Here is a 26,143-nt window from a genome sequence, read left to right on the forward strand (position 1 = left end):
GTTTGTGCACCGCTCTAGTGCATTCGGCTGGAGCGCGACACGTCCCTCCACTCCCCCATAGAGCTGCCGCAAAATGAGCCTGTTCTCCGCTGTCGAAATGGCACCACGCGATCCAATCCTGGGCCTCAACGAAGCATTCAACTCCGACACACGAACCACCAAGGTCAACCTTGGCGTGGGCGTTTATTGCAACGAGGAGGGGAAGATTCCACTCTTGCGTGCCGTTGCCGAAGCGGAAGCCATTCGCGTGGCGCAACACGCCGCCCGTGGCTACTTGCCGATCGATGGTATTGCCGCCTACGACAAAGCCGTGCAAACCCTGCTGTTCGGCGCGCAATCGCCATTGCTGGCGGCTGGCCGCGTCACCACTGTACAAGCGGTCGGCGGCACCGGCGCGCTGAAAATCGGCGCTGACTTCCTCAAGCAGCTGCTGCCGGACGCCGTCGTTGCAATCAGCGACCCGAGCTGGGAAAACCACCGCGCGCTGTTCGAAACCGCCGGTTTCCCGGTGCAGAACTACCGCTATTACGACGCTGCCACCCACGACGTGAACCGTGCCGGCCTGCTCGAAGACCTCAACGCCCTGCCGCCACAGTCCATCGTGGTGCTGCACGCCTGCTGCCATAACCCGACCGGCGTCGACCTGAGCCCGGCCGACTGGCAAAACGTGCTGGACGTGGTCAAGGCGAAAAACCTGGTGGCGTTCCTCGACATGGCCTACCAGGGCTTTGGCGACGGCATCCACGAAGACGCCGCTGCCGTGCGCCTGTTCGCTGAATCGGGCCTGACGTTCTTTGTGTCCAGCTCGTTCTCCAAGTCGTTCTCGCTGTACGGCGAACGCGTGGGCGCACTGTCCATCGTCGGCGACTCCAAAGAAGAAAGCGCGCGCATCCTGTCCCAGGTCAAGCGCGTGATCCGCACCAACTACTCCAACCCGCCCACCCACGGCGCAGCGATCGTGGCTGCCGTGCTGACCAACCCTGAGCTGCGCGCCCAGTGGGAAGCCGAACTGGCCGAGATGCGCCTGCGCATCCGTGGCATGCGCGAGCAGATGGTCGCCACACTGGCCAAGGCTGCGCCAGGCCAGGACTTCAGCTTCGTCGGCCGCCAGCGCGGGATGTTCTCCTACTCCGGCCTGACCGTTGAGCAAGTCACCCGCCTGCGCACCGAGTTCGGCATCTATGCACTCGACACCGGGCGCATCTGTGTGGCGGCGTTGAACCAGTCGAACATCGGCGCTGTGACCGAGGCGATTGTTAAGGTGTTGTAAGCCTTTGCGGCGGTGAAAAAGGGGAAGCCATTAATGGGCTTCCCCTTTTTTGTGGGCAAACCGCATCCCCTGTGGCGAGCGAGCTTGCTCACGTTGGGCTGCGCAGCGGCCCCAAACCTGCCACCGTGAACTTACTGGGAGAACGCGGTGCCTGAACAAGGGGCCGCTACGCGCCCCAGCGCGCTCGCCACAGGGATGCGGTTTGCCACAAAAAGCCGGATCGCCATAAAAGATGCACAGCCTGCAAAAAATTCGCTGCGCGTAGCCCCCAGCCCCTAGACTGGACCCCGATTGCCCCTTTGCCGTGAGAGCCTTATGAGAAACGACGACCTGGACCTGCGCGCCGACCGCGACGAACTGCACGACTTCACCCCGCGCGCCCCGCAAGCCAAGCGCCAGAAAAGCCTGGTGCTGCAAGTGGCGCTCGGCGTATTTCTGGGTGGCTTGGCGCTGTGGCTGGTACAGCTGGGCGCGACGGCCATCATGGCCAAACTGGCGATGGGCACTGTGCAATTCGGCGGCTGACATCGGTCAACCTGTGGGAGCTGGCTTGCCTGCGATGCAGGCGACTCGGTACATCAGGCACACCGAGTGGATGCCATCGCAGGCAAGCCAGCTCCCACATTAGACTCAGGTTGCGACCAGATTGCGTTCTTCCAGCAGCTTTACGAAGCTGTTGAGACTCTGCGACACCGTGCCCCGCCGCCAGATGAGCCAGGTGTTCAACAGGCGGAAGCTGTCCGCCAATGGCCACACGCTCACCGCCGTAAACCCCGGCATGCTTTCCAGCATGCTGCGTGGCATCAGCGCCAGGCCGGCCCCGGCGCTGACACAGGCAAGCATGCCGTGGTAAGACTCCATCTCGAAAATCTTGCCCGGTACTGCGCCGTCCTGTGAGAACCAGCGTTCGAAGTGATGACGGTATGAACAGTTCGAGCGAAAGGTATAGATGTTCTCCCCTGCCACATCCTGCCCGCGCGTGATCGGCGCGTGGTGCAGCGGCGCAATCACCACCATTTCCTCCTCAAACACCGCCACCCCTTCCAGCGTGGCATGCAATACCGGCCCATCGACAAACGCCGCCGCCAGGCGCCCGGACAGCACACCTTCGATCATCGTGCCCGAGGGCCCGGTACTCAGGTCGAGCTCGACCTTGGCGTGCTTCTGGTTATAGGCCGCCAGCAGTGACGGAATACGCACCGCCGCCGTGCTTTCCAGCGAACCAAGGGCAAATGCGCCCTGAGGCTCCTCCCCCGCCACCGTCGCGCGGGCTTCCTGCACCAAGTCGAGAATACGCCGCGCATAGCCGAGGAAATTCCACCCGGCCGGTGACAGTCGCAGGCGGCTCTTCTCACGAATGAACAACTCCACGCCCAAATCCTGCTCCAGCTGCTTGATGCGCGTGGTGAGGTTCGACGGCACACGATGAATCAACTGCGCGGCGGCACTGATGCTGCCTTGTTCGGCAACGGCCTTGAAGATTTCCAGCTGCACCAGGTCCAAATCATTCTCCAATCGTGAACGTATTGCTTAATATTATTCAGTTTCCAGAAAAGATATAGCCCCGTACGCTGAACTCAACTTGAATCACTCAGCAGGACGGTGCCATGAACGCGACTACCCACGCTCTCTCGATCAACCCGGCCACTGGCGAAACCGTCGGCAGCTACCCCTACGAAACCGAGGCGCAACTGAACACCGCCCTCAACCGCGCCACCGGCGCCTACCGTACCTGGCGCCGCCAGCCGGTGGGCCAGCGCGCCGAATTACTGCTGGCCCTGGCTGCTGCGCTGCGTGATCAAGCAGAAGACATGGCGCAGATGATTACCCTGGAAATGGGCAAACCTATCGCCCAGGCCCGTGCCGAAATCGAAAAATGCGCGCAACTCAGCGAGTGGTACGCGGCCCACGGCCCGGCCATGCTCGCCCCGGAACCCACGCTGGTGGACAACGGTACCGCGCACATCGAATACCGCCCGCTGGGCCCGATTCTCGCGGTGATGCCGTGGAATTTCCCGGTGTGGCAAGTGCTGCGCGGGGCGGTGCCGACCCTGCTCGCTGGCAACACCTACCTGCTCAAACACGCGCCGAACGTGATGGGCAGCGCCTACCTGATCCAACAAGCCTTCCACAAAGCCGGTTTCGCTGAAGGCATTTTTGAAGTGCTCAACCTGACCCAGGACGGCGTATCCAGCGCCATCGCCGACCCTCGCGTCGCCGCCGTGACCCTGACCGGCAGCGTGCGCGCCGGTATCGCCATCGGCTCCCAGGCCGGTGCCGCGCTGAAAAAATGCGTGCTGGAACTGGGCGGCTCCGACCCGTTCATCGTACTCAACGATGCCGACCTCGACGCCGCCGTGCAGGCCGCATTGATTGGTCGCTTCCAGAACAGCGGCCAGGTCTGCGCCGCCGCCAAGCGCCTGATCATCGAGGCCGGTGTGGCAGAGGCCTTCACTGCCAAATTCCTCGAGGCCAGCCGCGCGCTGGTGATGGGCGACCCGACCTCGGCCGCCACTTACATCGGCCCAATGGCCCGCTTCGATTTGCGCGACGAGCTGCACGGCCAAGTCCAGGCCACCCTCGAAGAAGGCGCGACCCTATTGCTGGGCGGCAATAAAGTACCCGGCGCCGGCAACTACTACGCGCCGACCGTGCTGGCCGGCGTTACCGACCAGATGACTTCGTTCAAACAGGAACTGTTCGGCCCCGTGGCCTCGATCATCACCGCCCGCGACGCCGACCACGCGGTGGCGCTGGCGAATGACAGCGAGTTCGGCCTCACGGCAAGCATCTTCACCACAGATTCGGCGAAGGCGCGTGATATTGCCGATCAGCTGGAAACCGGCGGGGTATTCGTCAACGCGTTCAGCGTATCCGACCCTCGGGTGGCGTTTGGTGGCGTGAAGAAAAGCGGGTTTGGGCGGGAGTTGTCGCACTTTGGCGTGCGGGAATTCTGCAATGCACAGACGGTGTGGCTGGATCGCAAGTAAGCCAGGCGTGGAGGCTTTGGCCTAGTGACTAAAATGGGGGGAGTGGGCTTTGGCAAGCCGGGCTTGTTGTGGCGAGCGGGCTTGCCCCGCGTTGGGCTGCGAAGCGGCCCCATCAAGGCCACCGCGCTCGTTCAGACAGACCGCATTGTCAGGTTCTGGGGCCGCTTCGCAGCCCAACGCGGGGCAAGCCCGCTCGCCACAGCAAGTCCGGCTGCCACAGGAAGCCCGCTCGCCACAGAGAGAGCCTGCTCAGCACAGGAAAGCTGCTCGCCACGGCAACCCTGCAAGTCACAACAGCGGCAGCCTCACCACAAACTCACTCCCCTTCCCGTGGCCCTCGCTGGTGGCGGTTACTTTGCCGCCATGGGCTTCTACCAGTTCGCGAACCACGGTCAAGCCAATCCCCAGGCCCGAGCCGTTAAACCCGATGGCATGTTCGTCCTGCACATACGGGTCGAAGATGTACGGCAGCGATTTGGCCGATACGCCAATGCCGTTGTCGCAGATGCTGATCTTCAACGTCTGCGCCTCAACCTTTGCAGACAACTCAATGCTGCCCGCCACCTGGGTGTACTTGGCAGAGTTGGCCAACAGGTTATGCAGAATCTGCGCGAGGCGAATGGGGTCACCGCTGATCATCACCACACCCTCCGGCAACTGCGCCGTGAAATGCTGCTGTTTGGCGTGCATGACCGGGCTACAGGCGTCAATCGCGTCCCTCAGGATTTGCAGCATATCGACGTCACGGCAGTTGATCCGCAGCTTGCCCGTACTCACCCGGGACACGTCCAACAGGTCATCGACCAACTGCGAAATATGCTGCACTTGCCCCTCGATCAGCTCGCGCATCCGCGGTAGCTGGTCGCTCGGCAGCCGAACCATGCGTTCGGCGATCATGCTGATTGGCGTCAACGGGTTACGCAGCTCGTGCGCCACCATCGCCAGGATGCTTTTCTGCTGGCCCAGCGCACTTTCAGCGGTGGCCTGAAGGTCTTGGGCGCTGAGCGCAGCGATGACCAACTGCGCATTCGCTTCGCGCAGCTCTTGGTACAAGCGTTGTTCCTCCAGGCGCGGAGGCGCTGCGGCGTCGGATTGCGCCAACAGCATCGCCAGCACCAGTTGCTGATTGGCCTCGATCACTTCCTCTATGTGCTGAGTGTCCACCAGACGATCGCTGGCATCCGTGAGTTGCTGTTGCAGGGCGGCCAATACGGCGCGGGCTTCAACGGTTTTTTGGCCAAGCAGGAAGAGTTCGTGGGCCGCAGTGTTCAGCGCACGCTCATTCTTGCCGCCGTTTTCACTCATGAGTCAGGCTCATACATGTTTATCTCCTGTCACCGCAATGGCGGGCACCTGCTTGGTCGGCCGACCACCCAACAAGCCTTCCTGCTCGGGCAGCATGTCGCGAATTTGCAGGCCGTTGTCGTCGATGTGGTACTGGCGCAGCTCGTCGGAGTGGGCACTGGCGCGCACCTTGACCACCGCCATGATGCGCAGCAGACGGCTCTCGACCTCGATATAGCGCTGCACGATGATTGCGTCGGTTAAAAAGGCGGTGCCGTAAGGGCTGAAACGCAAGTCGGTGTAGCGGTCTTCCAGCTCCGAGGTCATCAATACGCTGACCCCGGCCCCGGTGAGCGCGGTAACCATGCGCGACAGCGACTCGCGAAAATCCGCGCGAAAGGTCGGCGCCAGTGCCAGTTCAAAGCCTGACAGCGAGTCGATCACCACGCGCGTCGCCTTCAAGCGGCTGATTTCGCTGAGCAGCAATTGCACGATTTCATCGATAGACAGGTCCGGCGCGCGGCTGTCCACCAGGCCGACCTGATCGTTTTCGATCAACGTCGCCAATTGAGGGTTTTGCGAATGGTTGGGGCGCTGCTCAAACACCGCAATCACCCCGGTTTCCCCATTGCGCGCGCCTTCGGCCAAAAAGGTCGACGCCAAAATACTCTTGCCCGAACCCGAAGGCCCGGCCACCAGCAACGAATAGCCCCGAGGCAGGCCGCCGCCAAGCATCTCATCGAGTTTGGGCACGCCCATTTTCAGCCGTTTGATCGGGAACGTCGGCGGCGATTCAACTGACGGGTCGCGCGCGGCCGGCGGGAATACCTTGATGCCCGAGGTGGCAATACGGAAGGTGTGCAGCCCCGGCAATGTTGGCTGGCCACGCATCTTCATGATTTCCATCTTGCGCACCATCGAGTTGCGCTCAACGCTTTGGCGCAGCCAGATCAAGCCGTCGGCCACGGTGAAAATCGGGTTGGTGTCGGTTTCGGTGAAATATTCGCCGATCAGGAAGGTGGTCGCCTGCCAGGTGGTCATCAACATGCCCAGTTGCTGAACGAACTGCGGCAAGTTGTTGTTGGGGTTGTCCTGAGTCTGGCTGGCCAGCACCACGGAGCGGAACGAGTCGACAAACACCAGCGCCGGTGAATATTTCTCCACCTCGCTGACGATGCGCCGCAACACCTCATCCAAATCGCCTGCCAGCGTGTCGCTGGCCAGGTTGATATAGCGAATTGAATGGTTGATTGTTTCATTGTCGAAGAAATCGAATTGCTGCTGATAGCGCAGCATTTTCAGCGGCGGCTCACCCAGCACGGTAAAGAACAGCGCCGGACGCTCCGGCGTTGCCAGGGCAAACATCATCTGATGCGCCAGGGTGGTCTTGCCGCAGCCCGGCGGGCCGGCAATCAGGTTGAACGAAAACTCCGGCAAGCCGCCGCCCAGGACCTCGTCCAGTCCTGGCACGCCCGTGGCAAGACGGTTGATAGTCACTTTGGTGCTCATGGCGAAATTTCCTGCGAAGAGGTGTCGCTCGAAGAAGGCAGCCACACGTCAGCAAGCAAACGCGCGGTGAGTGAGGGCCCGATCAGCGTGGTCAGTAGCTCGTAGAGGCTCGTCAGCAACGCCTCACCGAAAAACAGCGCATCGGTTTGGTTTTGTTCTACGAGTACGGATTTGAGGGCAATCAGGTCCATCGTGGCCAGCACACCGTCATAGGTGCGGGCCAGGCGTGGATGGTTAGAGACGCACAGATGGAGGCTGCGGCGGTACAGCGCGGCAACTCCCTGCTGGCCGATGATGGGGGCAAGTGCAGCGCCCATATCCTGCAAAATCGACACAATCGCCTCGGCGATGCTTGCAGTGTCAGCGTGCGGACCAACACGGTGCGCCAGAGAAGCTACGATCCGGCGGCTCTCTTCGCTAAGCGTGGACATGACTGACTAATATCTGATGAACAGTCCCTTAGCCTACACCCTCTATCAGCAGATAGAGACCCCGCAGGCTAAAGCAGCTGGTTTGCGGGCCTTTGAGGCTCCCCCTGCCCGGCCCGATCGACTACCATACCGCGCCGGTTCCCAAACGGGACTAATAGGGAATTCGAAACGCCGCCCGCGACGTCAATCGAAACTGCCCCCGCAACTGTAGGTGCTGAGCCTGCTCCAACACGCCACTGAGCCTTGCTCGGGAAGGCCGGAGCGTGGCGACGACGCATCAGTCAGGAGACCTGCCGGCCCAGTAACTCACTAACCGGCGGGGTGTCCGGGAAGGACGTCCTCGCCTGCTACAACCGCAGCGTTTGAGGGTGGATTTCCCAACCGTACCTCCCCAGCTTCACGTACGGTCCACGGAGATCTCCCCATGCTGCCACGCGTTACCGCCCTGCTCACCGGCCTGGGCTTCTGTGCCCTGGCCCACGCGGCCCCGACTCACTACCCGCTGACCGTGCAGAACTGTGGCAGCACGCTGACCTTCCAGGCAGCGCCAGCGCGCAGCGTTACCATTGGCCAGGCCGCCACTGAAATGCTCTACGCACTGGGCGTGGCCGACAAGGTGGTCGGCACCTCGCTGTGGTTCAACAGCGTGCTGCCCCAATTCAAGGCGCAGAACGATAACATCGAGCGCCTGGCTGATAACGAGCCCAGCTTCGAAGCCGTCATCGCCAAGCGCCCGCAACTGGTGGCCGCCGAGCTGGAATGGGTAGTGGGCCCGCAGGGCGTAGTGGGCACCCGCGAGCAGTTCCACGAGCTGAAAATCCCCACCTATTTGCTGCCCTCCGACTGCGAAGGCAAAGACAACCTGGTCGGCGCCGACGGCACCCGGCTGGAGCCGTTTCGCATCTCGACGATCTACAAGAGCATCAGCCAACTGGCCGAGATTTTCGACGTACAGGATCGCGGCCAGCAACTGAACGATGCACTCAAGACCCGCCTGGCCAACTCCGTCGCCACCGTGCACAGCAAAGGCCTCAAGCAGGCCAGCGCACTGGTGTGGTTCTCCAGTTCCGAGATGGCCAGCGACCCGTACGTGGCGGGCCATAAAGGCATTCCGCAATTCATGCTCGAAACCCTCGGCCTGCACAACGTGGTGCAGTCCGATGAAGAGTGGCCCGCCGTCGGCTGGGAAACCATCGCCAAGGCCAACCCTACCTTCCTCGTCATCGCACGCATGGACCGTCGCCGCTACCCGGCCGACGACCATGAAAAGAAACTCGCCTTCCTGCGCAGCGACCCAGTGACCCGCAACATGGACGCCGTCAAACACAACCGCATCATCATCCTCGACGCCCTCGCGTTGCAGGCCAGCATCCGCATGTTCGACGGCCTCGAACAACTGGCCACGGCCATCGACGGCTACGACCTGCCGAAATGATGCGCAGCCTACTCGCCCTCGCGCTGCTGCTGGCGGCCGTCCTCGCCGGCGTCGCTATCGGCGAAACCGCCATCTCGCCACAGGTGGTGCTGCAAGTGCTCGCCAACAAACTGTGGGCCGCCGGGTATGTGCTCGACCCGATCGACGAAGGCGTGGTGTGGAACTACCGCCTGACCCGCGCCCTGGTCGCCGCCGCGTGCGGGGCCGGGCTGGCGACGTGCGGGGTGATCCTGCAGTCGTTGTTGCGCAACCCGCTGGCCGATCCGTACCTGCTGGGCATCAGCGCCGGCGCGTCGACCGGCGCGGTGTTAGTAGCGCTGATCGGCGTGGGCGGCGGTTTGGTTTCACTGTCGGCAGGTGCGTTTGTCGGCGCCATGGCGGCGTTCGCCTTGGTGATTTTACTGGCGCGGGCCAGCGGCTCCTCCAGCGGCACCGGCCAGGTCATCCTCGCGGGCATCGCCGGTTCGCAGCTGTTCAACGCGCTGACTGCGTTCCTGATCACCAAGTCGGCCAGTTCCGAGCAGGCACGCGGCATCATGTTCTGGCTGCTGGGCAACCTCAGCGGCGTGCGCTGGCCGTCGGTGTGGCTGGCGGTGCCGGTGGCGGTGGCGGGTTTGGCGGTGTGCCTGTGGCACCGTCGCGCGCTGGATGCGTTTACCTTCGGCACTGACTCGGCGGCGTCCCTGGGCATTCCGGTGCGCCGCGTGCAGTTCGTACTGGTGGGTTGCGCGGCGCTGGTGACGGCGGTGATGGTGTCGATTGTCGGCTCTATCGGCTTTGTGGGTCTGGTGATTCCGCATGCCGTGCGCCTGCTGCTGGGCACCGGGCATTCGCGCCTGTTACCCGCCAGCGCATTGGGCGGCGCGTTGTTTTTGATTGCGGCGGACGTGCTGTCGCGCACGCTGATCAAGGGCCAGGTGATTCCGGTCGGTGTGGTGACCGCACTGGTCGGTGCACCGGTGTTTGCGCTGATCCTGATTGGCCGGAGGAATGCGCGATGAGTGTGCTGAGTTGCCGCGGGCTGGGCTTCAAGGTGCGTGAGGCTGAATTGCTGCGCGATGTTCACCTGGACATTGAATCGGGCGAGACCCTGGGGATTGTCGGGCCGAACGGCTCGGGCAAATCCACCCTGCTCAAGTTGCTCGCCGGGTTGCGCGCGCCCGCATCCGGCGAAGTGCGGTTGGGGGGGCGGCGCCTGGGTGATTTGTCCCGCCGCGCCATCGCGCAACAACTCGCGGTGGTGGAACAACAGGCTGATACCGACGACGCCATTCGCGTGTTCGACGCCGTGGCGTTGGGCCGCACACCATGGTTGTCGGCACTCAGCCCGTGGTCTGGCGAAGACGACGCCATCGTGCGTCAAGCCTTGCATGACGTGGACGCCACCCACCTGAGCCAACGAGCCTGGCGCAGCCTCTCCGGCGGCGAACGCCAACGCGTCCACATCGCCCGCGCGCTGGCGCAACGGCCACAGATTTTGCTGCTGGACGAGCCGACTAATCACCTGGACATTCAGCATCAATTAGGCATTTTGAAAGGCGTGCAAGCGCTGCCGGTGACCACCCTGATTGCCCTGCATGACCTGAATCAGGCGCTCACCTGCGATCGTTTGGCCGTGCTCGATCGCGGGCAATTAGTCGCGCTGGGCAAACCGCTGGAAGTGCTGACACCGCAGAGGTTGCAAGACACCTTCGGCGTGCAGGCGCACTACCTGACAGACCCGTTCGACGGCGCGCAAATACTGCGGCTGCGCCCCAACTAACGACCTGACCACAGACGTCCAAAACACCATAGCTCCCACCCTTGGAGAACTACAGCACCCGCTGCATATGGGTTGTCTGCCACACCGGATCAGCTTCGATGTCGATAATGTCGAACCCCTGCCGAACCCAGAAATCAATCGCCCCAGGCAGAAATGGATGAGTGTGCAGGTACATCACCTCAACCCCATCCGCCCGCGCCATTCCCTCCAGCGCACGATACAACTCACCCGCCAGACCAAAACGACGCAACGCCGGGAGCACAAACAGCCGCACCACTTCCGCCGTCTTTCGACCCCTGTAGTTGAGCTGGGGAAATCGCCCGTCGTACGGCAAATAACCGACAGCCGCGACGATCCGACCCTCATCCCAGGCGACCAGAAATGTCCCGCCCCCACCAAGATAGACCGCCTCAAACCGCGCCAAATCATCCGGCATTCCAGCGCCGCTGAGCTTCGGAAAAAGCTCGGCACGGGCCTGCAAGACAAAGGTCAACACCTCAGGAATATCGGCGCCAGTGGCCGCCCGAATGACAGGCCGCGCGCTCATACAACCTTGATCTGGCTTATCCCCAACCCCTGCGCCTTCTGCACAATTTCCTCTGGAGTAGCGTCCGCCGTCGGCATGACCAGGCTGTTCTCGGCATCGCCCACGTGCAGCGCCAGCAGATGCATCGCGGCCTCATGAACGGCCAATTCAGGCTGTTTGAGCTCAAACACATGGGTGCGGGGCTCGCCATTGAACAGGTAATGCAGAGTGAATTCGCGCATGGGGAAGTCCTTATGATGGAAGTAGAACACCTGATTAACCTGACTCGATGATCAGCTTTTTAGTTCAACTCCCCTAAGCCCGATCCACCCGCCCCGAATAACACCCTTGCTTGGCATTGTGCACATGAATGTAACTGACCTGCGGATCAGCCAGCATCCGCTCAATCACAGGCTCCATCACCCGCCCCTCCACCACCTCCGCGTCCAGCATCATGCCCTCCTGCGAAAACGCCCGCAGCGACAGCAACCGCACGCGCATGACCTCAGGCACCTCATTTACCGCATCGTAGGCCTGTGTTGCCCACTCCCGAATGAAAATCGCGTGGGACGCGCGGTACGGCGTGTCAGCAGGCTGGCACACATGGTTGAGCAGCAACACCGTTTCGCCCACCTCGGCGTCCTTCATTTCTATACGATCAGGAAAGCCCGGCTGACAGTCGACGCGATAACGCCTGATGCCACGCGCGGCGAGTTCAGCATCGGGCAGGCCAAACAGTGGGCGGAAAGGGTCCGGGGCGAGGCCGGTGATGCGCAAGTTCATGAGGAGTGCCTATTGAGGTGAGCGCTTATGAAGCGGCAACCTTGGCAGTGGTGACTATCCGGTTCTTGCGGCGAAATTTAAATAGCTTCAAGGTCGTCAGGTAGAACAGGCGATAAGCACTGTGTGGCGAGCGGGCTTGCCCCGCGTTGGGTTGCGAAGCGACCCTGAAAGGAAGAACGCGGTGAGTCAGATGCGCCTCGGTCGCTGGTTATGGGGCTGCTTCGCAGCCCAACGCGGGGCAAGCCCGCTCGCCACAGGGACAGTATTCGACCTTAACGGGCTGGTATCAGCCATATACCGCCGAAGTCCAAAGACCTGAAAAGGGCTGGTATTTAGAGTGGTGGCAAGCGGCCCGCTAAAAAGGGGGCTGCTGCCACGAACACTCATTGACCACACGGAAGAAATCTACGGGCTGACGTACTGACCGTTTGAGGCTACCTCGCAAAATCCTGCGAGGACTTCCCACCCGCATGGAAAGCATCGATCTGCTGCGTGATCCAATCTCGGCTATACCGCAACACCCCCGCGCCCATGGCCACCGGAAAATGGATAAACCCATGAGCAGCCTCCGGCAGCAAATGCGCCTGCGCCGACGGCCACCGCTCAGCCAGCAGCAGCGTGTCATCCTTCAACGGGTCCAGCGCCCCCACAAACATCAGCGCCGGCGGCAGCCCCGTAAAATCACCGTACAACGGTGACAACGGCGCCTGCTGACGTGCTTCATCACTCAACCCCGGCGTCAGCATGCGCAGTGCCTCAACCATCCCTGGCCCGTCCAGCAGCAGAGTGTCCGGCCCTGCCGCACGCACGCTGGGCGTACCGGTCAAATCGTAAACCCCGTAATACAGCACCGCCCCGCTCACCCGCGCGAGCAATTCGGGCCATTGCTTCAACGCCAGCAACGTCGCCGCCGCCAGGTGCCCGCCTGCCGACTCACCGACGACAATCACCGGTAACTGCGCAAACTCGGGCTCACTCAGCAACCAACGCGCAGCCGCCAGACAGTCTTCCATCAACCCTTCAACCGGCGTGTCCACCGCCAACCGATAATCCACCGACACCACCACCACGTCGCACGCGCGCACCATGCCCAGGTTCAGGTCATCGTCCATTTGCGCATTGCCAATCACCCAGCCGCCGCCGTGGATATCCAGCACCACGCCCTTGGCTTCACCCGCTGGCCGCATAATACGCACCGGCACTTGCACCCCGCCCACGCTGACCAGCCGGGTGTGCGCCGGGTGTTGCTTTTTGACCTTTTGACTGACGCGCAGCAGCGCCTGAATCAGGCGCGGCGTGACGCGGTTGCGAATTTTAAAACGCGGCATCCATGCGAGCTTTTTATTGAATGCGCGCATCTGCTCCAGCTCAGGCTCGCTGGCAGGCCAGGTTGTATGGGCCATCAACGGTTATTCCGCAAAATCGAAAAATTCAACGCCGCCGCCACACTCAGCCACACCAGGTACGGAAACAGGATCAACCCCGTGATCAAATCCAGGCGCACGGCCAGCACCACCATGGTCGCCACTGTCACCCAAAGCAGCGCGATCACCACCATCCCCGCGAACAGGCGATGCGCGCCGAAGAACACCGGCGTCCACAGCGTATTCAACGCAATCTGCGCCGCCCACAGCGCCAGCACCATCTGGCTGCCCGGTATCAGGCTCAACCGGTAACCGGCCCAGGCCAGCAGCACATAAATGATCGTCCACGCCACCGGGAACAACCATTTGGGCGGCGTAAAGCTCGGTTTTACCAGGGATTCATACCACGCACCCGGCTTGAAAATAATGCCGGTACTCGCGGCGGCGGCGCAGGCTAGCAGGAAAATAAAGAAGGTCATCGTCTGTCCTTTGCTGATCATTTCAAACTTGGACGCCCAACACGCGGGTAAAAGTTCATTGCGATCCACGCTCGGAGCAACTGTGCTGACAGCTTTTTAAAAAGCCTGATCCGGCGTCACTATCCTGAGCCAGGGCCACCGCGCCTGATAACTGCGGGCCTTCACCGCAAACAGCTCCGGCTCCCGATGATGCGGATTAATCCGCAACACCCCTTGCGCCACATCCTCCAACCCATACGGCGCATACACCTCGCCTGTCTCAATCTCCAACCCGATGCACGTGCCCGCCACCAGATAGCGATCAACGCCCTGCCTGGCCGTGTGCAACTGCGGATAGGGCCGGCCAAACCGCTGGCCATACCAAAGATGAACCCGCGCCTGATTCTTCACCTCAACGTTTACGCCCAAATCCTCAAACAACGCCTCGGCCGCACGAATGACCTTGTCCTCCGCCTCGTAGGAGAGGTCGGTATCAAAATAAAAAACGTCGTAGTCCTTCACCCCCTGGTCGGCAGGCAAATTCGACTGATGGTTCCAAACCGCCTGAAACAGGCAGCCTGCCGTGAGCATGCATTGGTCCACGCCGAGGGCTGGCAGGCGCGCGGTGATTTCAGCGTTGATGGGGTTGGCCATGGCCAGTTCGAGCAGGGTGTTGACGGTCAATGTCATGGCGGGTCCTTGATGATCGAGGCAGATCCAAGGGCCAACTTTATAACAACGCGAGAAAGGGTTTTGTGAAGGGCGGCGTTTTTTTTACGAGGGGAGGACATTGCCTGTAGGAACTTGCCGGGAAGTGCGCAACAAAGCGTCGTTGCCTTGCTCCTTTGCCTACGCGTACGTCAGAATCCGCCGGCTTGTGCGCGGGGGTGGCCGTCTCTAAGGTTGCTCGGTCGCTGAATTGTTCAGTGATCGGGTTTAGTAGCCTGAGTCGGGTATCTATAAGTGCATGAGCGTTATCAATCAGACATTGCGTCTGTGCTTGATGGTGGCTGTGCGTAGGGCGTCCTCGGGCGCGCCGGCTTTAGATATCCACCGGTCTACTAACCTGCGCACAGCTGCCACCCATTCCGTTTAGTAGCGGCGAGGTGGCGGCCCATTCCAGGATATCTAGATGAATAACGTCACGCCGGATTCAAGCACCCTCTTCTGCGTCATCCAGAACGCCAGCACCGAAACCCTGATCACCAACAGCTACGAAACCTTCACCTCGGTCAGCACCCTACTGCTCGACCTGTCCGAAGACCTGAGCGGCAAACACCGCGACATCGCGCTGGCCATTCATCAACTGAGCGAACTGGGCGTGCTCCTCACGGCCAAACTCCTCGACCGCGAAGCACCCTGCCCTGGCTGATGACTAGCCCTTCAATTCACTAGCGCGATTGCTCGCCGCGTCGTCGTAAGCCACATACAACGACTCGGCGATTTGGCTTTTGATGGCCTTGGACGCCTCCAGCCCCAACACAAAACCCTCGGCCTTGCCGCCAGCGCGGTTGAGTTCTTCGTGGGTGGACGCGCCAGTGATGGCGTCGAGCAGCTTGGTGGCGTGAGGGCCTACGCCTTTAGGAAGGGAGATTTGGTCGATGGACATTGGCGGTACCTTGAAAAAATGGAGGGCGGTGATGCGTAGAACCACTGCCGGGGTGGCATGGTAGACCTGTTTGGGTGGAAAGGGGCTGGTTTTGGGTTGTTGCGGGCAGTTGCAGCGGGCAGCAATCAGTCAAAAGCGGCTAATTCCGGTCGCTTGTAAAAGACTATCAACGTTGTTTCACCGCGATTGCTTCACCAAGGAGAATGAGTGACTCTGCTTCAGGAAAAACATTTGCTAAAAGTCTAAATAGAGAGCCAAGGACGAACCGATGCTGAAACAAACTTTTGAAAGCCTCCTGGAAACAGCCATGTCGGCCTTGAGGGACAAGCAAGAGCAACTCAATCGTGATTACGGGCTGGGCAACATGGCTCGCTGGTGGCTGGATCAGGAGACCGCTACTCTCCAATTCTTCGATGAGAACGACCGGTTGTCAGTCGAAGCGCACATCCTCAACATCGGCTCGTTCGCACCCAAGCGTTCCAGTTGGATGTGGGCCTGGAGCAACCCCACGGTGCCTTCTGCGCTTCGTGAAAAAGCACTGTCGCTCAAGCAACTGCAGACCCTCTCGGGCGCTGAATGCTTTGGCGCTGAAGAGGCGATAGCCCTCGAAGATGAGGGGATGGCGTGGGAGTTGGCCGCTGTTGTGGTGCACCACCTGAACGCGCTGGGTTGCTATCGAGCACCCACGCCACCTGATGGGCCAACTATTTTCCTGGCCATCACTCATCTGAAGCGCATAAGCCACTGAGCGTTTCGCAGACACCAGCCCCAGGGAGCTGCTGTCTGCGAAAAAAGAGCTTTCCGTAAATACTCACATCAGCTTTTCAACCAGGACTGTTGTGGACTGTATAGCCAAATCCTCAAAATCCCCCTCAAGCAACGGAACGTTCTCAACAATAGTTATTCCTTCAAGCTTTCCAAATACGCTGGTGTTTAGAACATGAAGAGCGCCCAGCCTGATGGTTAGCTCAGTGCCGTCGGTATTTCATGCATATTCGCTGTCGTCATTGACATGATTTATAGGGATTTATTCATGACCACGATTGATAACTTAAAGATCAAGTACCCCGAAGCCATTGCATTGCAATTCGGGGACTCTCCAGAAATGGCAGATGAACTGGCAGAGCTTGTTGTTAAAGGAATAAAAACAGCCAGCTGTAGCTCATTTTCGTCTTTCAAACACGACCATGAGTCACCCAGCCTCGGCAGTTACAGCATCATCCTCAACAGCAAACGTGAACCCGTGTGTGTAATCAGAGTTATTTCATTACGTATAATTCGTTACTGCGACGTGGATCATAATTTTGCAAAAAAGGAAGGCGAAGGGGATCTCAGCCTCAGCTACTGGAAGCAAGGCCATAGAGACTTTTTCCAAAGAGAAGGCTCGTTCGACGAGGCGATGGAACTGGTGGCAGAAGAATTTGAGCTGACGGAAAGATTATAAGAGCGAGATTCAGACCACCTCACGCCATTTGAACCCGTTAAAAATTAATCAAAGAGACGCGATTGCCAAGGCGCTTTCATACGCAGAGAGCGAGCGGTTGCCAGAACCCGCGTAAGAGAAGATCAGCACGTTTACACTGGCGCTTTGGTTAACGCCTGCAGGGCGGGTGCCCTCTCCATTTACCCCAATCATTCAGGGAGAAAGTCGATGTCTACCGAACCACTCTGCCTGGTGTTCGTACCGGCCCTTGTGGCCGTGCTCACCGCAGCCGAGCACAAAAAGGGCGTGCCCCTCACAGAAGTTGAAGTGTGTGACATCCGGGACCAAGCCACCTGTATGACGCTGACTTTCAGCACTGCACTGGCGATGGAAGAGCAGCGCGGCTATCCGGATATCGTCGCCGAGGACTGCTGGAATGAGTGGCAACGGGTACGCGACTCGATTCAAAAAAGCTCGGGGACAGTCGTTTCACAGACTTCAGCACCATGACTATTCAGGAAATCAAACAACGCCTGGCCCGCCCGGCCTTGAAACTCATCGCTGGCGGCTTTCGCCCTGTGGGTAGTGATGAAGAAAGCTGGTTGGGCAACGTCTTCCTGTTTCGCCCCGACGAAGGCGTTCCGACCAATAAAAACGGGGAACCGTTGTTTCCCTACGCACAGTTCTATTTGCCCGCCCTACCCTTCAACAGCCAGGTGCTGGGCAACGTCCGCGTCTTGACGCTGTTTATTTCAAACCCGTTTCCGGAGGGTTTTGAGCCCATGGGTGATAACTGGTTGATTCGCGAATATGGGCCGGATGACGTGCTGGTGCGTAAAACTCTGCCGGTGGGGGGCGCATTTCTCAAGCCATTCCCGTTAAAGGCTGAAGTGGTACCGGAGGACTTTCCACTGTGGGATGGCGGCGGCGTCCCGTCTGACCTTGAGGACGAAATACTCAAGCTGGAACGCGCTGGCAAGATAAAGGGCTATTACGACATGGTGACCCACACTTATGAACACAAAATGGGTGGTTACCCATCGTTCTGCCAATCGGGCGTTGATCCGGGTGAAGGCTTCGAATTTGTGTTCCAAATTTCATCTGACGCGAAAATCAATCTGAATGTAGTGGACGGTGGCAGCCTGATGTTCTGGAAACACGCCGTCACGGGGGAATGGGCGCTTTACTATGATTTTTTTTAGTAAATAAGGGTAAGACCACCGTCCCTTCATCTCACTAACCCCAGCCTCAGCAACTCCTTCGCTGCACCGCCAGCCGGCACACTGACGTCCCACCAACCCCTCGGCTTCCCACACGGTCATCAGCGCAAACACCTGCGGCAAGTTACTCGCCGCAGCCATGCGTTTGGTATCAGTTGCCAAAGCACGGACCGGGTCACGACCGTAACGCCGACGGCGCTCTTGATGCCTTCACCCAAGCGCAACAACATCAGGTGTGAATAGCAAAATCATCAAATACCGCACCGTCATCTTTCATCTCATCCAACCGGTCGTGATCAAACCGGTCGTGGCGGATGATCAAGTCATTCAATGGTTTGAAGATGCCTTCGGCGGCGTCATCTTCGACTTCGGGAAGCAGCAGGTTAAACAACCGGCTGAACGCCTCGGCGCGCAGGCCGAGGGCTATCGCGTAGTGGTACGTCGCCAGGCGCTGGCGTTCTTTGTTCCAGTAGCGCAGTAGGCGCTCGCCCTCCTGCGGGGACTGCGCATACAGGTCGGCGAAACCGACCAGAGCCGACATATCGTCAGAATAGCTATGGACGGAATCGCACAGCGGCGAATAAAAGGCGTGGTAGTGATTTTCCCAGCCCAGGGCCGTGAACAGGCGTCCGCCTCGGGGGTAGCGGTAGCTTACGGCCTCTGGGTAGCGCTCGTCGAAAAGCGCCAGTTGGGCCTCGCCACTCGCTTGTCGCGCCCGCGCGGCAGGATTGTGCGCACCTTGTGCATCCAAGTAAGTTGCCCAGTTCCTGCCGCTGCCTACGGTCAATTGCTTGCTGCTGCGCAGCAGTGCCAACGCATTAGCGCCGTCATCCATGCCGACATAAAGCAGGTTGGCAGACTGCTCCATGATCACGCGGCTCAGGGCCTCCAACGTGGAGAACGCCTTGGCGTGCAGACTTCTACAGCCCTGCTGGCAGAGCTCACGCAGAACGTTCAGGTAGTGGCGGCTGATGATGCGCTGATGCTCGTTGTTGAACGCTGCAAGCACCGCCTCTTTGTGTCGGCCAACCAACGCATCAAACTGTTGATTGAAGTGTGCAATCGTTAAGGCATCCTGCTTCAGGTCAATCATCGTGGCTCCCTGTTAAAAACGTCTACTGGTCAAAAACAGCACTTTTTAATCGCGACCAGCAAATCAAACAACAACTGGCGCCATCACGCTGTTCACCCGAACACTTTAATCCGGGCAGATTGACCGCCACGCCGCCTCGGCGAGCACCTGCCCATACTCACGCGGGCTTTTCTTCACCCGTGCCGACAACCAGGCGCGTGAGTAGCTTTCCGCTGAGCCGATGATCAACGACGGCAAGAGCTCGGCAGGAATGTGGCTGAAATGCGCCTTGCGGCCCTCCACGCTCATCCAGTCCGCTAACTGCTGGTTGCGCAGCTTGTTGCGTGACAGCAGTTCGTCCTTGAACGAACCGTTGGCCACCGCGAAGCGGCTCTGAAAGACGAAACGCGCCCAGTCGGGCTGCTCGGTCACCCATTCCACGTAGCTTTGCACCAGCGCCACGATGCCGTCGTGAGGGCTGTCAGCCTTTTGCAGATAGCGGTCACGCAGCGCGCTTTGGTCTTCCAGCGCGGCAAAAAACAGCGCCGCGACGATGCCTTCCTTGTTGCCGAAGTGGTGGTAGATGGCGCCCACGCTGGTCTCGCATAACGCGCGGATGGTTTCGATATTGGTGGCTTCGATGCCCACCTCGTTAAAACAGGCCAGCGCCTGGCGCAGGATGCTGCGCTTGAGCTCGCTGCGCCGGCCCGGGAAGGTGCGCTCGATCAGATCAGGTGCGTGCATGAAAGGGCTCGCCAAATGTACGAAGTCTAAAGGTACATCGGTTGGCAGAGAAGGCATGGCTTGACACTCCGCAAATTTACGGAATATTGTTCCGTTACAGAATTTTATTCTGTTAACCCATTTTTTGAGGACAGTCCATGAGCCAGTTTCTAAGCATGTTCAACAGCATCGGCCCTGCTGCATTCAGTCAGATGGCCTGCCAGGTGGCCCCCTACTTCAGCACCATCGCGCCGCACATCGCCGAGCTGCGCCCTGGGCACGCGGTGGTTAACGTGCCGTTTCGCAAAGAAATCACCAACCACTTGGCCTCCGTGCACGCCATCGCCTTGTGCAACGCAGCCGAGTTGGCGGGCGGCACGATGACGGACGTGTCGATTCCCGCCGGGGCCAAATGGATTCCCAAGGGCATGACCGTTGAGTATTTGGCGAAGGCCAAGTCGGACATTCGCGCGGTTGCCGATGGCAGCGGTATTGATTGGCAAACGGCTGGCGACAAGTTTGTCCCGGTGGAGATTTTTGATGAGGGCGGGGTCAAGGTGTTTACGGCGAGCATTACGATGAACGTAAAACTCGGTTGAGCCGCGTGGGCGGGCGTGTTGCATTTGGGGGTAAGCTGAGGATTACTGTGGGCCAAGACTAGCCCTGGAAATCACCCGCCCGTTTCGAGGTTTCAATGGGCTTCGCGGATTGCGTCGGTGGGAAGGTAAAATCAGCGGCACGCTGTGTATGGGCTTGAGGCTGAAGATTGCCTTTGAGCAGCGATAGATGCCTGACTTAGATAAACCAAGGAGCCCTTGATGCCGCCTACCCAACGCGACAATGCCCGCCTCGAGCGCCGACTGGTCGTTGCCCTCACTGAAGCCTGCGAGACCGCAAAAACCGAAATACCGGGCTTCGACTGGCTGACCCACACTGTCGACTACGCCAACTTTCCCCGAAGCCTGCGGGTGATATGGGTGTTCGACACCCTCGCCAACAAGGAACACGCCCTGGCAGCCGGCGCCGGCGAACGCATGCGCGAATTGACCAGCGCTGCACTCCTCGACGCCGAAGTGGCCCCCGTGCCGATGGAACGCTGCATTCGCTTCGACTCGGAAGAAGAATGCACGGCCAGGCATGGCGGCGATTGGCGAGCGCGTTTGGCACAAGCGTCGCGCTGAAGAGGTGCGCGTTGATACGTTTTTGTGGGCTGTCTGCCAGGGCCTCATCGCAGGCAAGCCAGCTCCCACAGTTGATCTGAGGTGTGGCTGGGATTAAGTCTCCAGTTCAAATCTCAGGTAGCCATTGGCGTCCGCGCCTGCTTGCAGAAAACCGGCTTTTTGGTAGAGCCGTTTGGCCGGGTTGTCTTCGCGCACGCTCAACGTCAAACGAGAAAATCCTGCTTGCCGAGCCTCATCTGTGTAGGCCTTTAACAAGGCGGCGCCCAGCCCTCTGCAGCGGTACTGCTCACTCACGCCAATCGTACAAAGCAGTGCGCGGCCGTCTTCCGGCATCCACAGGCAATAACCTGCAAATTGCCCGTCGACGCTGGCAATCACCAGGCGGTCAAAGTGTTCTACCCAATTGGCAAGGTGCCGTTCGGACTGACGCAGCCAGCCATCTTCATGACTGGGTTCCCAGCGCTGGATGTATTCGCGCTCACCTCGGTAAATCAACGGCAGGTCGGTGATGACGGCTTTGCGCAAACAGTGGGGTATCGACGGTTGTCCAGGAGATGGCGCGGCCACAGGTGGTTTCCTGAAGGATGGAAAGTCAGGAGAGCATAAAAGTGTGGAGATACTTTGTCATCGGCACCCGCAAAGAAGACAGACCACGCCGCCTGCCTTCCTTTGGGTGGTTCGACTTATTTTGCGAACGCGTATTCGCCGCCCTGCTCCACCGCTTTGCGGTAAGCCGGGCGAGCCTGGAAGCGGTGCACCCACGCGGCGAGGTTTGGGTACGCCTGCAACTTGCCTTGCGCCCCGGCGATTTCGCCGATGAAGCTCAGCTGGATATCGGCGCCGCTCAACTCGTCACCCAGCAGGTAGGGCGTATCCGCCAGCACGTCGTTCAAATAGCCAAGGTAGTTGGCGATTTCCGACTCGATACGTGGATGCAACGGCGCGCCTGCTTCACCCAGGCGGCCAACGTACAGGTTGAGCATCAGCGGCAGCATGGCCGAGCCTTCGGCGAAGTGCAGCCATTGCACGTATTTGTCGTAGGTGGCGGTGGCAGGGTCGGGCTGCAGGCGGCCCTGGCCGTGGCGGCGGATAAGGTAGTCGATGATCGCGGCGGACTCGATCAATACCAGCGAGCCATCCTCGATGACCGGCGACTTGCCCAGCGGGTTGATGGCTTTGAGTTCGGGTGGGGCGAGGTTGGTTTTCGGGTCGCGCTGATAGCGTTTTATGTCGTAAGGCAGGCCGAGCTCTTCGAGCAGCCAGAGGATGCGTTGTGAGCGGGAGTTGTTGAGGTGGTGGACAGTGATCATGGGGACAGCTCCGTGAGTCGAGCGTTGAAGGTATATCAGCAGACTGCGCGCGGGCGGTGGAGTGCCCGGAAGTTGCAGGTGTTTGAGAACGGGGGTTGCCGGGCTTGTTGTGGGAAGCGAGCCTGTCGTGGTGAGCGGGCCTGTTGTGGCGAGCGGGCTTGCCCCGCGTTGGGCTGCGAAGCGGCCCCATCAGGACCACCGCGATCTTTCAGTTAAATCGGGGTGGCAGGGTTTGGGGCCGCTTCGCAGCCCAACGCGGGGCAAGCCCGCTCGCCACAACAAGCCCACTTGCCACAACAAGCCGACTAACCACAAGAGCCTGATCAAGCCAGGCGGAAGCGGGCGGTGTTGTCGCTCAGGGCGCGGCTGCCTTTGCTAAGGGTGTCGGCGGCCTGGTTTACGGCGCGGGCGCCTTCGAGCAGGCGGCCTGCGGCTTGGTCGACTTGCTGGATATTGCCGCTGACTTCGTCCGCAGTAGCGGCTTGCTCTTCTACCGCAGCGGCAATTTGCGCGAGGGTATCGGTGACTTTTTGCACCGCGCCGGCAATCTCGCCCAGGCGGGTGCCCAGGCCGGTGACGGATTCGGCATCGGTCAGCGCCTGGTTGCACGCAGCGCCCATCAGGCTCACGGCCTGGCTCACGGTGGCGCGCAGGCTGTCCACGGTGCCGGCGATCTGAGCTGTCGAGGCTTGGGTGCGCTGCGACAGGCTGCGCACTTCATCGGCCACCACGGCAAAACCACGGCCCTGCTCGCCCGCGCGGGCGGCTTCGATGGCGGCGTTCAGCGCCAGCAGGTTGGTCTGTTCGGCGATGCCGCGAATGGTGTCGACCACCGACTGAATCTGCTGCCCTTGCTGGCTGACTTGTTCCAGCGCATTGGCCGTGTCAGTCAGGCGCTGATTAAGTTGCTGGATGCTGGCCGTGGTGCGTTGGCTGTCGCGGCTGCTGTCTTCGGCAATTTGCCGGGTGTGCTGGGCGCTGTCTGAGGCTTGCTCACAACTTCTGGCGACGCCCATGGACGTGGCTGCCAATTGCGTCGCGGCGGCGGCAATCTGGCTGATTTGTTGCTGCTGGTCTTCGACTTCGGTGAGGGTGCTGCCCGACTGCGAGTTGAGGGTCAGCACCGTCGAGCCAAGCTGCTGGGTTTCGTGATTCACGCCCAGCAGGCTGGTGCGCAACTGCACCACCGCAACGTTCAGCGCGGTGCTGATGGCGGCGAGTTCATCGCGGCCTTCCACCGCCACTTCGACACACAGGTTGCCGTCGCGCAGGGACTCGGCAAGCGTGGTGATGCCGCTGGCACTGCGGCGAATCGAAGCTTGCAGGCAGATAAACAGGTACAACGCGGCCAGCGCCAGCAGGCTGAACGTCGCCACCACCGGGATGAACTGCTTGAGCGAGCGGTCGCGGTAGTAGCCCAGGCGCTCATCCAGCGACGTCAGCGACTGGCTGCGCAATGCACCCAGGGCGCCGAGCACGCTGTCGATACTGCGGTCGAAGCCTGCGGTGTCGAGCTTGATGGTGCCGCCAAACACACCGTCGTCCAGGGCTTTCAGCTCGCTGTCGAGCAATTGCAGGCTGCTCTCGTACTGCGCCGTCCAAGGCTCAAGCCCCGCGTAGCGCTTGGTCTTGAGCGAGGCGGCGGCCTTGACCAACTGGTCGCGCGCGTCGCCGATACGGCTGCGCAGGTCACGCATCTGCAGGCGACTTTGCAGGGTGAACTGCCCCGACGCGATGGACGACTCACCAACACTCGCCGTGCGGCCGATGCGCTCGATCAGGTCTGGCGCGTGCTGGGTGGAAATCTGCATCAGCAAATAGGTTTCCAGCCAAGGGTCGAGAATCAGCCCGGCGTCTTGAGTAATCTGCTCGCGCAACGTTTGCATCGCGGTCAGCGCAGCGGTGAAGCGGTCGTAACCGTCCGGCCACCAGCCCACTGCGCGCAGAGACTGGGTGTCCATGCCCTTGACCGTGGCCTGCAACGCCTCGAAACGCGCCAGAGTGTCGGCGCTGGCGTTGTGTTTTTTCAGCGCATCGCCCAAGGCTTGCAGGCTTTGGGTAATTGCCGGGCTTGCGGCGTCCACCTTGTCCATCGCCGCCTTGGCCGCTGGCGTTGGCGTATGCAAGATGTCCAATGCCTTCCAGCGCGCGGCCAAATTGCGTTGCGCGGTCAATTGGTCATCCAGCGTGTCCAGGGACAGCAGCTGGCGAACGCCGGACTGCTCGCTGGAAATAACCGCTAATTTTTCGCGATAGTCCTGGCCGATCATCCACAGGCTCCCGGCCAGCGGCAGCATGAACAGGAAAAACAGGATCTGGAATTTGCGCGCGAAACCGAACCGTCCGAGCAGGCGGATACCGGGTGATAAAAGACTGTGCATGGCCGACCACTCCCTAAAACAACCCACACGGTGCACGCGTGGGTGAAGCCTTGAAATGAATAACGGCAAAATGCCATGTCATTGATTAGCTTGGCTCTAGCAAGATACGGGCCGCTGCCAGCAGACCACGAAATAGGCGGCTCCACGTTCAAAAAGAGGCATTGCGTGCGCGAAAATGGGGCGAAAGCACTCAGTTACGACTACCAATGCTGTAACACTTCGCAGCGGTGACCTGCTTAACCGCCCCGTGCAACGATCAGCCAGCTGTTTTCACAAGCATGTACTGACTGAAATTATTGATGTGATCATCCAGATTGTCCTCCAGCATCATCCGGTACTGATCGCAGAAATACTTCAACATCGCCTCCCGCGCATCGGCCATTTCAGCGCCGGACTTGAAGTTGCGCGCACTGGCCCAGGCGTTAAAACGCGTGGTGCCAAACATCATCGAGGCGCTGACCTCGCCGAGGTTTTCACAGGTTTTAAGCTGCTCGTTCGACAGCTCGATATGGGCGTCGGCCCGGTCGTAAAAGGCTTGGTCGGTGGTTTGGGCCATGATGAAGGTTCCGGATGAACAAATGATGGCGGCCATTGGAGCATATCCGGCCGCCGGTTTGCAGGCGCCTGCACTGTCACATCAATGCGAGCACCAGCCGTTCAAGCCCGATACCGAATCCTGCGCCCTCGCGGTAGGCACCACCGCCCACCACCTGCTGCTGTGCACCTAACGCGGGGCAACGCACTTCGAAGCCGTTGCCTTCAAGGTAGTAACTCAACCCACGTTTCACTGCGCAATTGAGCTGATAGTCGAGCCCCAGGGAGTCCAGAAAACCGCTGCAAAGGGCTTGGCTACGCTGCAACGCCACAACCGGTTCGGGGCTTAGAATCTCCAGCCCCAGTTGAGTGAACTCACGATAACGGCCGGCTTGCGGGCGCTCGTAGCGGTAACAGCGTGCCACGTAGAAAAACATCGCCTCGCGTCGTCCGCCGAGTAATTCAGCGTTGCGCTCCTGGAACAGCGCGGTGGCCTCGGGGATCAAGCAACACTGGCGGCCCGCCTTGTCGTCGAACGCCCACATCTGCCCGATGATTTCACTGCCGCCGGCTTTTTCGATAAACGTGTCCTGGCCCCACAGCGCTGGCACGATGGTTTCTTCAGCGCCCGCTTCGATGAAGGTAGCTCCGAAAACGGCCTTCAATTTCACGCATCGTTGAGGCTTCTTTTCCGGTCACAATTCGCGTTCCGCGTAGCATGGTCATGGGGTAAATCTCCATTTTTTACAGGCAATAAAAAAGGCGCCGTGGGCGCCTTGGTTTGGGTTCAATGAGTGATCAGAGGTTCTGTTCAAACAGTGAGTGCAAGCAACCGCGGCGCCTGGGAGAAGGTCCGTGGTGGTGATGGCGGTTGCTTT

30 protein-coding genes, 1 pseudogene and 1 riboswitch are annotated in these 26,143 nt (G+C 60.1%); of the genes and pseudogenes, 13 read left to right on the plus strand and 18 right to left on the minus strand.

Annotated elements, in window-relative coordinates; genetic code table 11:
* The first annotated feature begins 73 nt into the window (after positions 1–73).
* Entirely contained in the window at positions 74–1,270 is a 1,197-nt protein-coding gene (locus ACP7A2_RS02080) for an amino acid aminotransferase (RefSeq protein ID WP_426132871.1), read from the plus strand.
* 315 nt (positions 1,271–1,585) lie between these two features.
* Positions 1,586–1,795, plus strand: a complete 210-nt coding sequence (locus ACP7A2_RS02085) for a hypothetical protein (protein WP_426132872.1) — start codon at positions 1,586–1,588, stop codon at positions 1,793–1,795.
* A gap of 105 nt (positions 1,796–1,900) precedes the next feature.
* Here the strand turns inward: ACP7A2_RS02085 and ptrR are convergent, their stop codons facing one another.
* The gene (gene ptrR / locus ACP7A2_RS02090) at positions 1,901–2,773 is read right to left on the minus strand and encodes a putrescine utilization regulator PtrR (protein ID WP_426132873.1); all 873 of its coding nucleotides are present in this window, start codon (positions 2,771–2,773) and stop codon (positions 1,901–1,903) included.
* A 104-nt stretch (positions 2,774–2,877) separates the two neighbouring features.
* Here ptrR and ACP7A2_RS02095 point away from each other — a divergent pair, with 104 nt between their 5' ends.
* Positions 2,878–4,260, plus strand: a complete 1,383-nt coding sequence (locus ACP7A2_RS02095) for an aldehyde dehydrogenase family protein (protein WP_426132874.1) — start codon at positions 2,878–2,880, stop codon at positions 4,258–4,260.
* 288 nt (positions 4,261–4,548) lie between these two features.
* Here the strand turns inward: ACP7A2_RS02095 and ACP7A2_RS02100 are convergent, their stop codons facing one another.
* Genes ACP7A2_RS02100 through ACP7A2_RS02110 form a run of 3 tightly spaced genes read right to left on the minus strand, consistent with a single transcriptional unit; the run spans position 4,549 to position 7,484 of the window.
* Positions 4,549–5,565, minus strand: a complete 1,017-nt coding sequence (locus tag ACP7A2_RS02100) for a sensor histidine kinase (protein ID WP_426132875.1) — start codon at positions 5,563–5,565, stop codon at positions 4,549–4,551.
* A gap of 9 nt (positions 5,566–5,574) precedes the next feature.
* Positions 5,575–7,053, minus strand: coding sequence for an RAD55 family ATPase (locus tag ACP7A2_RS02105; RefSeq protein ID WP_426132876.1), 1,479 nt, complete (start codon positions 7,051–7,053; stop codon positions 5,575–5,577).
* Complete coding sequence (locus ACP7A2_RS02110) at positions 7,050–7,484, minus strand: hypothetical protein (protein WP_426132877.1); 435 nt, start codon at positions 7,482–7,484, stop codon at positions 7,050–7,052. Before ACP7A2_RS02110 ends, ACP7A2_RS02105 begins: the two co-directional genes overlap by 4 nt.
* A gap of 118 nt (positions 7,485–7,602) precedes the next feature.
* Positions 7,603–7,796, plus strand: a riboswitch (cobalamin riboswitch).
* A 112-nt stretch (positions 7,797–7,908) separates the two neighbouring features.
* Between ACP7A2_RS02110 and ACP7A2_RS02115 the strand changes: the two genes are divergently transcribed.
* From ACP7A2_RS02115 to ACP7A2_RS02125, 3 genes and pseudogenes are all read left to right on the plus strand, one after another.
* Entirely contained in the window at positions 7,909–8,919 is a 1,011-nt protein-coding gene (locus tag ACP7A2_RS02115) for an ABC transporter substrate-binding protein (protein ID WP_426132878.1), read from the plus strand.
* Positions 8,916–9,920: an iron ABC transporter permease gene (locus ACP7A2_RS02120; RefSeq protein ID WP_348060989.1), complete on the plus strand. Its 1,005-nt coding sequence runs from the start codon at positions 8,916–8,918 to the stop codon at positions 9,918–9,920. Before ACP7A2_RS02115 ends, ACP7A2_RS02120 begins: the two co-directional genes overlap by 4 nt.
* 89 nt (positions 9,921–10,009) lie before the next feature.
* Positions 10,010–10,681: pseudogene (locus ACP7A2_RS02125) on the plus strand (ABC transporter ATP-binding protein); the annotation flags it as partial.
* Between the two features lie 49 nt (positions 10,682–10,730).
* Here ACP7A2_RS02125 and ACP7A2_RS02130 read toward each other — a convergent pair.
* The 6 genes from ACP7A2_RS02130 to ACP7A2_RS02155 form a co-directional block, all read right to left on the minus strand.
* On the minus strand, positions 10,731–11,228 hold the full coding sequence (locus ACP7A2_RS02130) for a GNAT family N-acetyltransferase (RefSeq protein ID WP_426132879.1): 498 nt from the start codon (positions 11,226–11,228) through the stop codon (positions 10,731–10,733).
* Positions 11,225–11,449 (minus strand): hypothetical protein, encoded by a 225-nt coding sequence (locus ACP7A2_RS02135; protein WP_426132880.1) that lies wholly within the window; start codon positions 11,447–11,449, stop codon positions 11,225–11,227. The genes ACP7A2_RS02130 and ACP7A2_RS02135 overlap by 4 nt, the downstream gene beginning before the upstream one ends.
* Positions 11,450–11,522: 73 nt before the next feature.
* A complete protein-coding gene (locus tag ACP7A2_RS02140) occupies positions 11,523–11,990 on the minus strand; it encodes a DUF1203 domain-containing protein (protein WP_426132881.1) in 468 nt (155 codons plus the stop codon).
* A gap of 434 nt (positions 11,991–12,424) precedes the next feature.
* A complete protein-coding gene (locus ACP7A2_RS02145; RefSeq protein WP_426132882.1) occupies positions 12,425–13,393 on the minus strand; it encodes an alpha/beta hydrolase fold domain-containing protein in 969 nt (322 codons plus the stop codon).
* Positions 13,393–13,833 (minus strand): tryptophan-rich sensory protein TspO, encoded by a 441-nt coding sequence (tspO, locus tag ACP7A2_RS02150; RefSeq protein ID WP_426132883.1) that lies wholly within the window; start codon positions 13,831–13,833, stop codon positions 13,393–13,395. Before tspO ends, ACP7A2_RS02145 begins: the two co-directional genes overlap by 1 nt.
* Positions 13,834–13,929: 96 nt before the next feature.
* Positions 13,930–14,502 (minus strand): nucleotidyltransferase family protein, encoded by a 573-nt coding sequence (locus ACP7A2_RS02155; RefSeq protein WP_426132884.1) that lies wholly within the window; start codon positions 14,500–14,502, stop codon positions 13,930–13,932.
* A 442-nt stretch (positions 14,503–14,944) separates the two neighbouring features.
* On the opposite strand from ACP7A2_RS02155, the gene ACP7A2_RS02160 reads away from it, so the two are divergent.
* Entirely contained in the window at positions 14,945–15,184 is a 240-nt protein-coding gene (locus ACP7A2_RS02160; protein ID WP_426132885.1) for a DUF6124 family protein, read from the plus strand.
* A gap of 3 nt (positions 15,185–15,187) precedes the next feature.
* Here ACP7A2_RS02160 and ACP7A2_RS02165 read toward each other — a convergent pair whose 3' ends face one another.
* The gene (locus ACP7A2_RS02165; protein WP_426132886.1) at positions 15,188–15,421 is read right to left on the minus strand and encodes a hypothetical protein; all 234 of its coding nucleotides are present in this window, start codon (positions 15,419–15,421) and stop codon (positions 15,188–15,190) included.
* Positions 15,422–15,689: 268 nt separating this feature from the next.
* Between ACP7A2_RS02165 and ACP7A2_RS02170 the strand changes: the two genes are divergently transcribed.
* From ACP7A2_RS02170 to ACP7A2_RS02185, 4 genes are all read left to right on the plus strand, one after another.
* Complete coding sequence (locus tag ACP7A2_RS02170; RefSeq protein ID WP_426132887.1) at positions 15,690–16,169, plus strand: DUF6882 domain-containing protein; 480 nt, start codon at positions 15,690–15,692, stop codon at positions 16,167–16,169.
* A gap of 285 nt (positions 16,170–16,454) precedes the next feature.
* Entirely contained in the window at positions 16,455–16,865 is a 411-nt protein-coding gene (locus ACP7A2_RS02175) for an ASCH domain-containing protein (protein ID WP_426132888.1), read from the plus strand.
* Positions 16,866–17,072: 207 nt separating this feature from the next.
* Complete coding sequence (locus ACP7A2_RS02180) at positions 17,073–17,354, plus strand: hypothetical protein (protein ID WP_426132889.1); 282 nt, start codon at positions 17,073–17,075, stop codon at positions 17,352–17,354.
* Positions 17,351–18,046, plus strand: a complete 696-nt coding sequence (locus ACP7A2_RS02185) for a DUF1963 domain-containing protein (RefSeq protein WP_426132890.1) — start codon at positions 17,351–17,353, stop codon at positions 18,044–18,046. The genes ACP7A2_RS02180 and ACP7A2_RS02185 overlap by 4 nt, the downstream gene beginning before the upstream one ends.
* A 247-nt stretch (positions 18,047–18,293) precedes the next feature.
* Here the strand turns inward: ACP7A2_RS02185 and ACP7A2_RS02190 are convergent, their stop codons facing one another.
* Positions 18,294–19,157, minus strand: coding sequence for a hypothetical protein (locus tag ACP7A2_RS02190; RefSeq protein WP_426132891.1), 864 nt, complete (start codon positions 19,155–19,157; stop codon positions 18,294–18,296).
* Positions 19,158–19,262: 105 nt separating this feature from the next.
* Positions 19,263–19,880, minus strand: a complete 618-nt coding sequence (locus tag ACP7A2_RS02195; protein ID WP_426132892.1) for a TetR/AcrR family transcriptional regulator — start codon at positions 19,878–19,880, stop codon at positions 19,263–19,265.
* A 137-nt stretch (positions 19,881–20,017) separates the two neighbouring features.
* Between ACP7A2_RS02195 and ACP7A2_RS02200 the strand changes: the two genes are divergently transcribed.
* Both ACP7A2_RS02200 and ACP7A2_RS02205 read left to right on the plus strand, forming a co-directional pair.
* On the plus strand, positions 20,018–20,458 hold the full coding sequence (locus tag ACP7A2_RS02200; protein WP_426132893.1) for a hotdog fold domain-containing protein: 441 nt from the start codon (positions 20,018–20,020) through the stop codon (positions 20,456–20,458).
* A 219-nt stretch (positions 20,459–20,677) separates the two neighbouring features.
* The gene (locus ACP7A2_RS02205) at positions 20,678–21,040 is read left to right on the plus strand and encodes a hypothetical protein (RefSeq protein ID WP_426132894.1); all 363 of its coding nucleotides are present in this window, start codon (positions 20,678–20,680) and stop codon (positions 21,038–21,040) included.
* Positions 21,041–21,133: 93 nt separating this feature from the next.
* On the opposite strand, the gene ACP7A2_RS02210 is transcribed toward ACP7A2_RS02205, so the two are convergent.
* From ACP7A2_RS02210 to ACP7A2_RS02230, 5 genes are all read right to left on the minus strand, one after another.
* Positions 21,134–21,565, minus strand: a complete 432-nt coding sequence (locus ACP7A2_RS02210) for a GNAT family N-acetyltransferase (RefSeq protein WP_426132895.1) — start codon at positions 21,563–21,565, stop codon at positions 21,134–21,136.
* Between the two features lie 158 nt (positions 21,566–21,723).
* Complete coding sequence (locus ACP7A2_RS02215; protein WP_426132896.1) at positions 21,724–22,350, minus strand: glutathione S-transferase family protein; 627 nt, start codon at positions 22,348–22,350, stop codon at positions 21,724–21,726.
* A 323-nt stretch (positions 22,351–22,673) separates the two neighbouring features.
* On the minus strand, positions 22,674–24,731 hold the full coding sequence (locus tag ACP7A2_RS02220; protein ID WP_426132897.1) for a methyl-accepting chemotaxis protein: 2,058 nt from the start codon (positions 24,729–24,731) through the stop codon (positions 22,674–22,676).
* A gap of 256 nt (positions 24,732–24,987) precedes the next feature.
* Complete coding sequence (locus tag ACP7A2_RS02225) at positions 24,988–25,287, minus strand: DUF3144 domain-containing protein (RefSeq protein WP_426132898.1); 300 nt, start codon at positions 25,285–25,287, stop codon at positions 24,988–24,990.
* Positions 25,288–25,363: 76 nt separating this feature from the next.
* A complete protein-coding gene (locus ACP7A2_RS02230) occupies positions 25,364–25,936 on the minus strand; it encodes an ATP phosphoribosyltransferase regulatory subunit (protein WP_426132899.1) in 573 nt (190 codons plus the stop codon).
* Between the last annotated feature and the right edge of the window lie 207 nt (positions 25,937–26,143).

It is taken from the genome of Pseudomonas sp. PWP3-1b2 (assembly GCF_049896045.1).
In the GTDB taxonomy this organism is placed as follows: domain Bacteria; phylum Pseudomonadota; class Gammaproteobacteria; order Pseudomonadales; family Pseudomonadaceae; genus Aquipseudomonas; species Aquipseudomonas antarctica_B.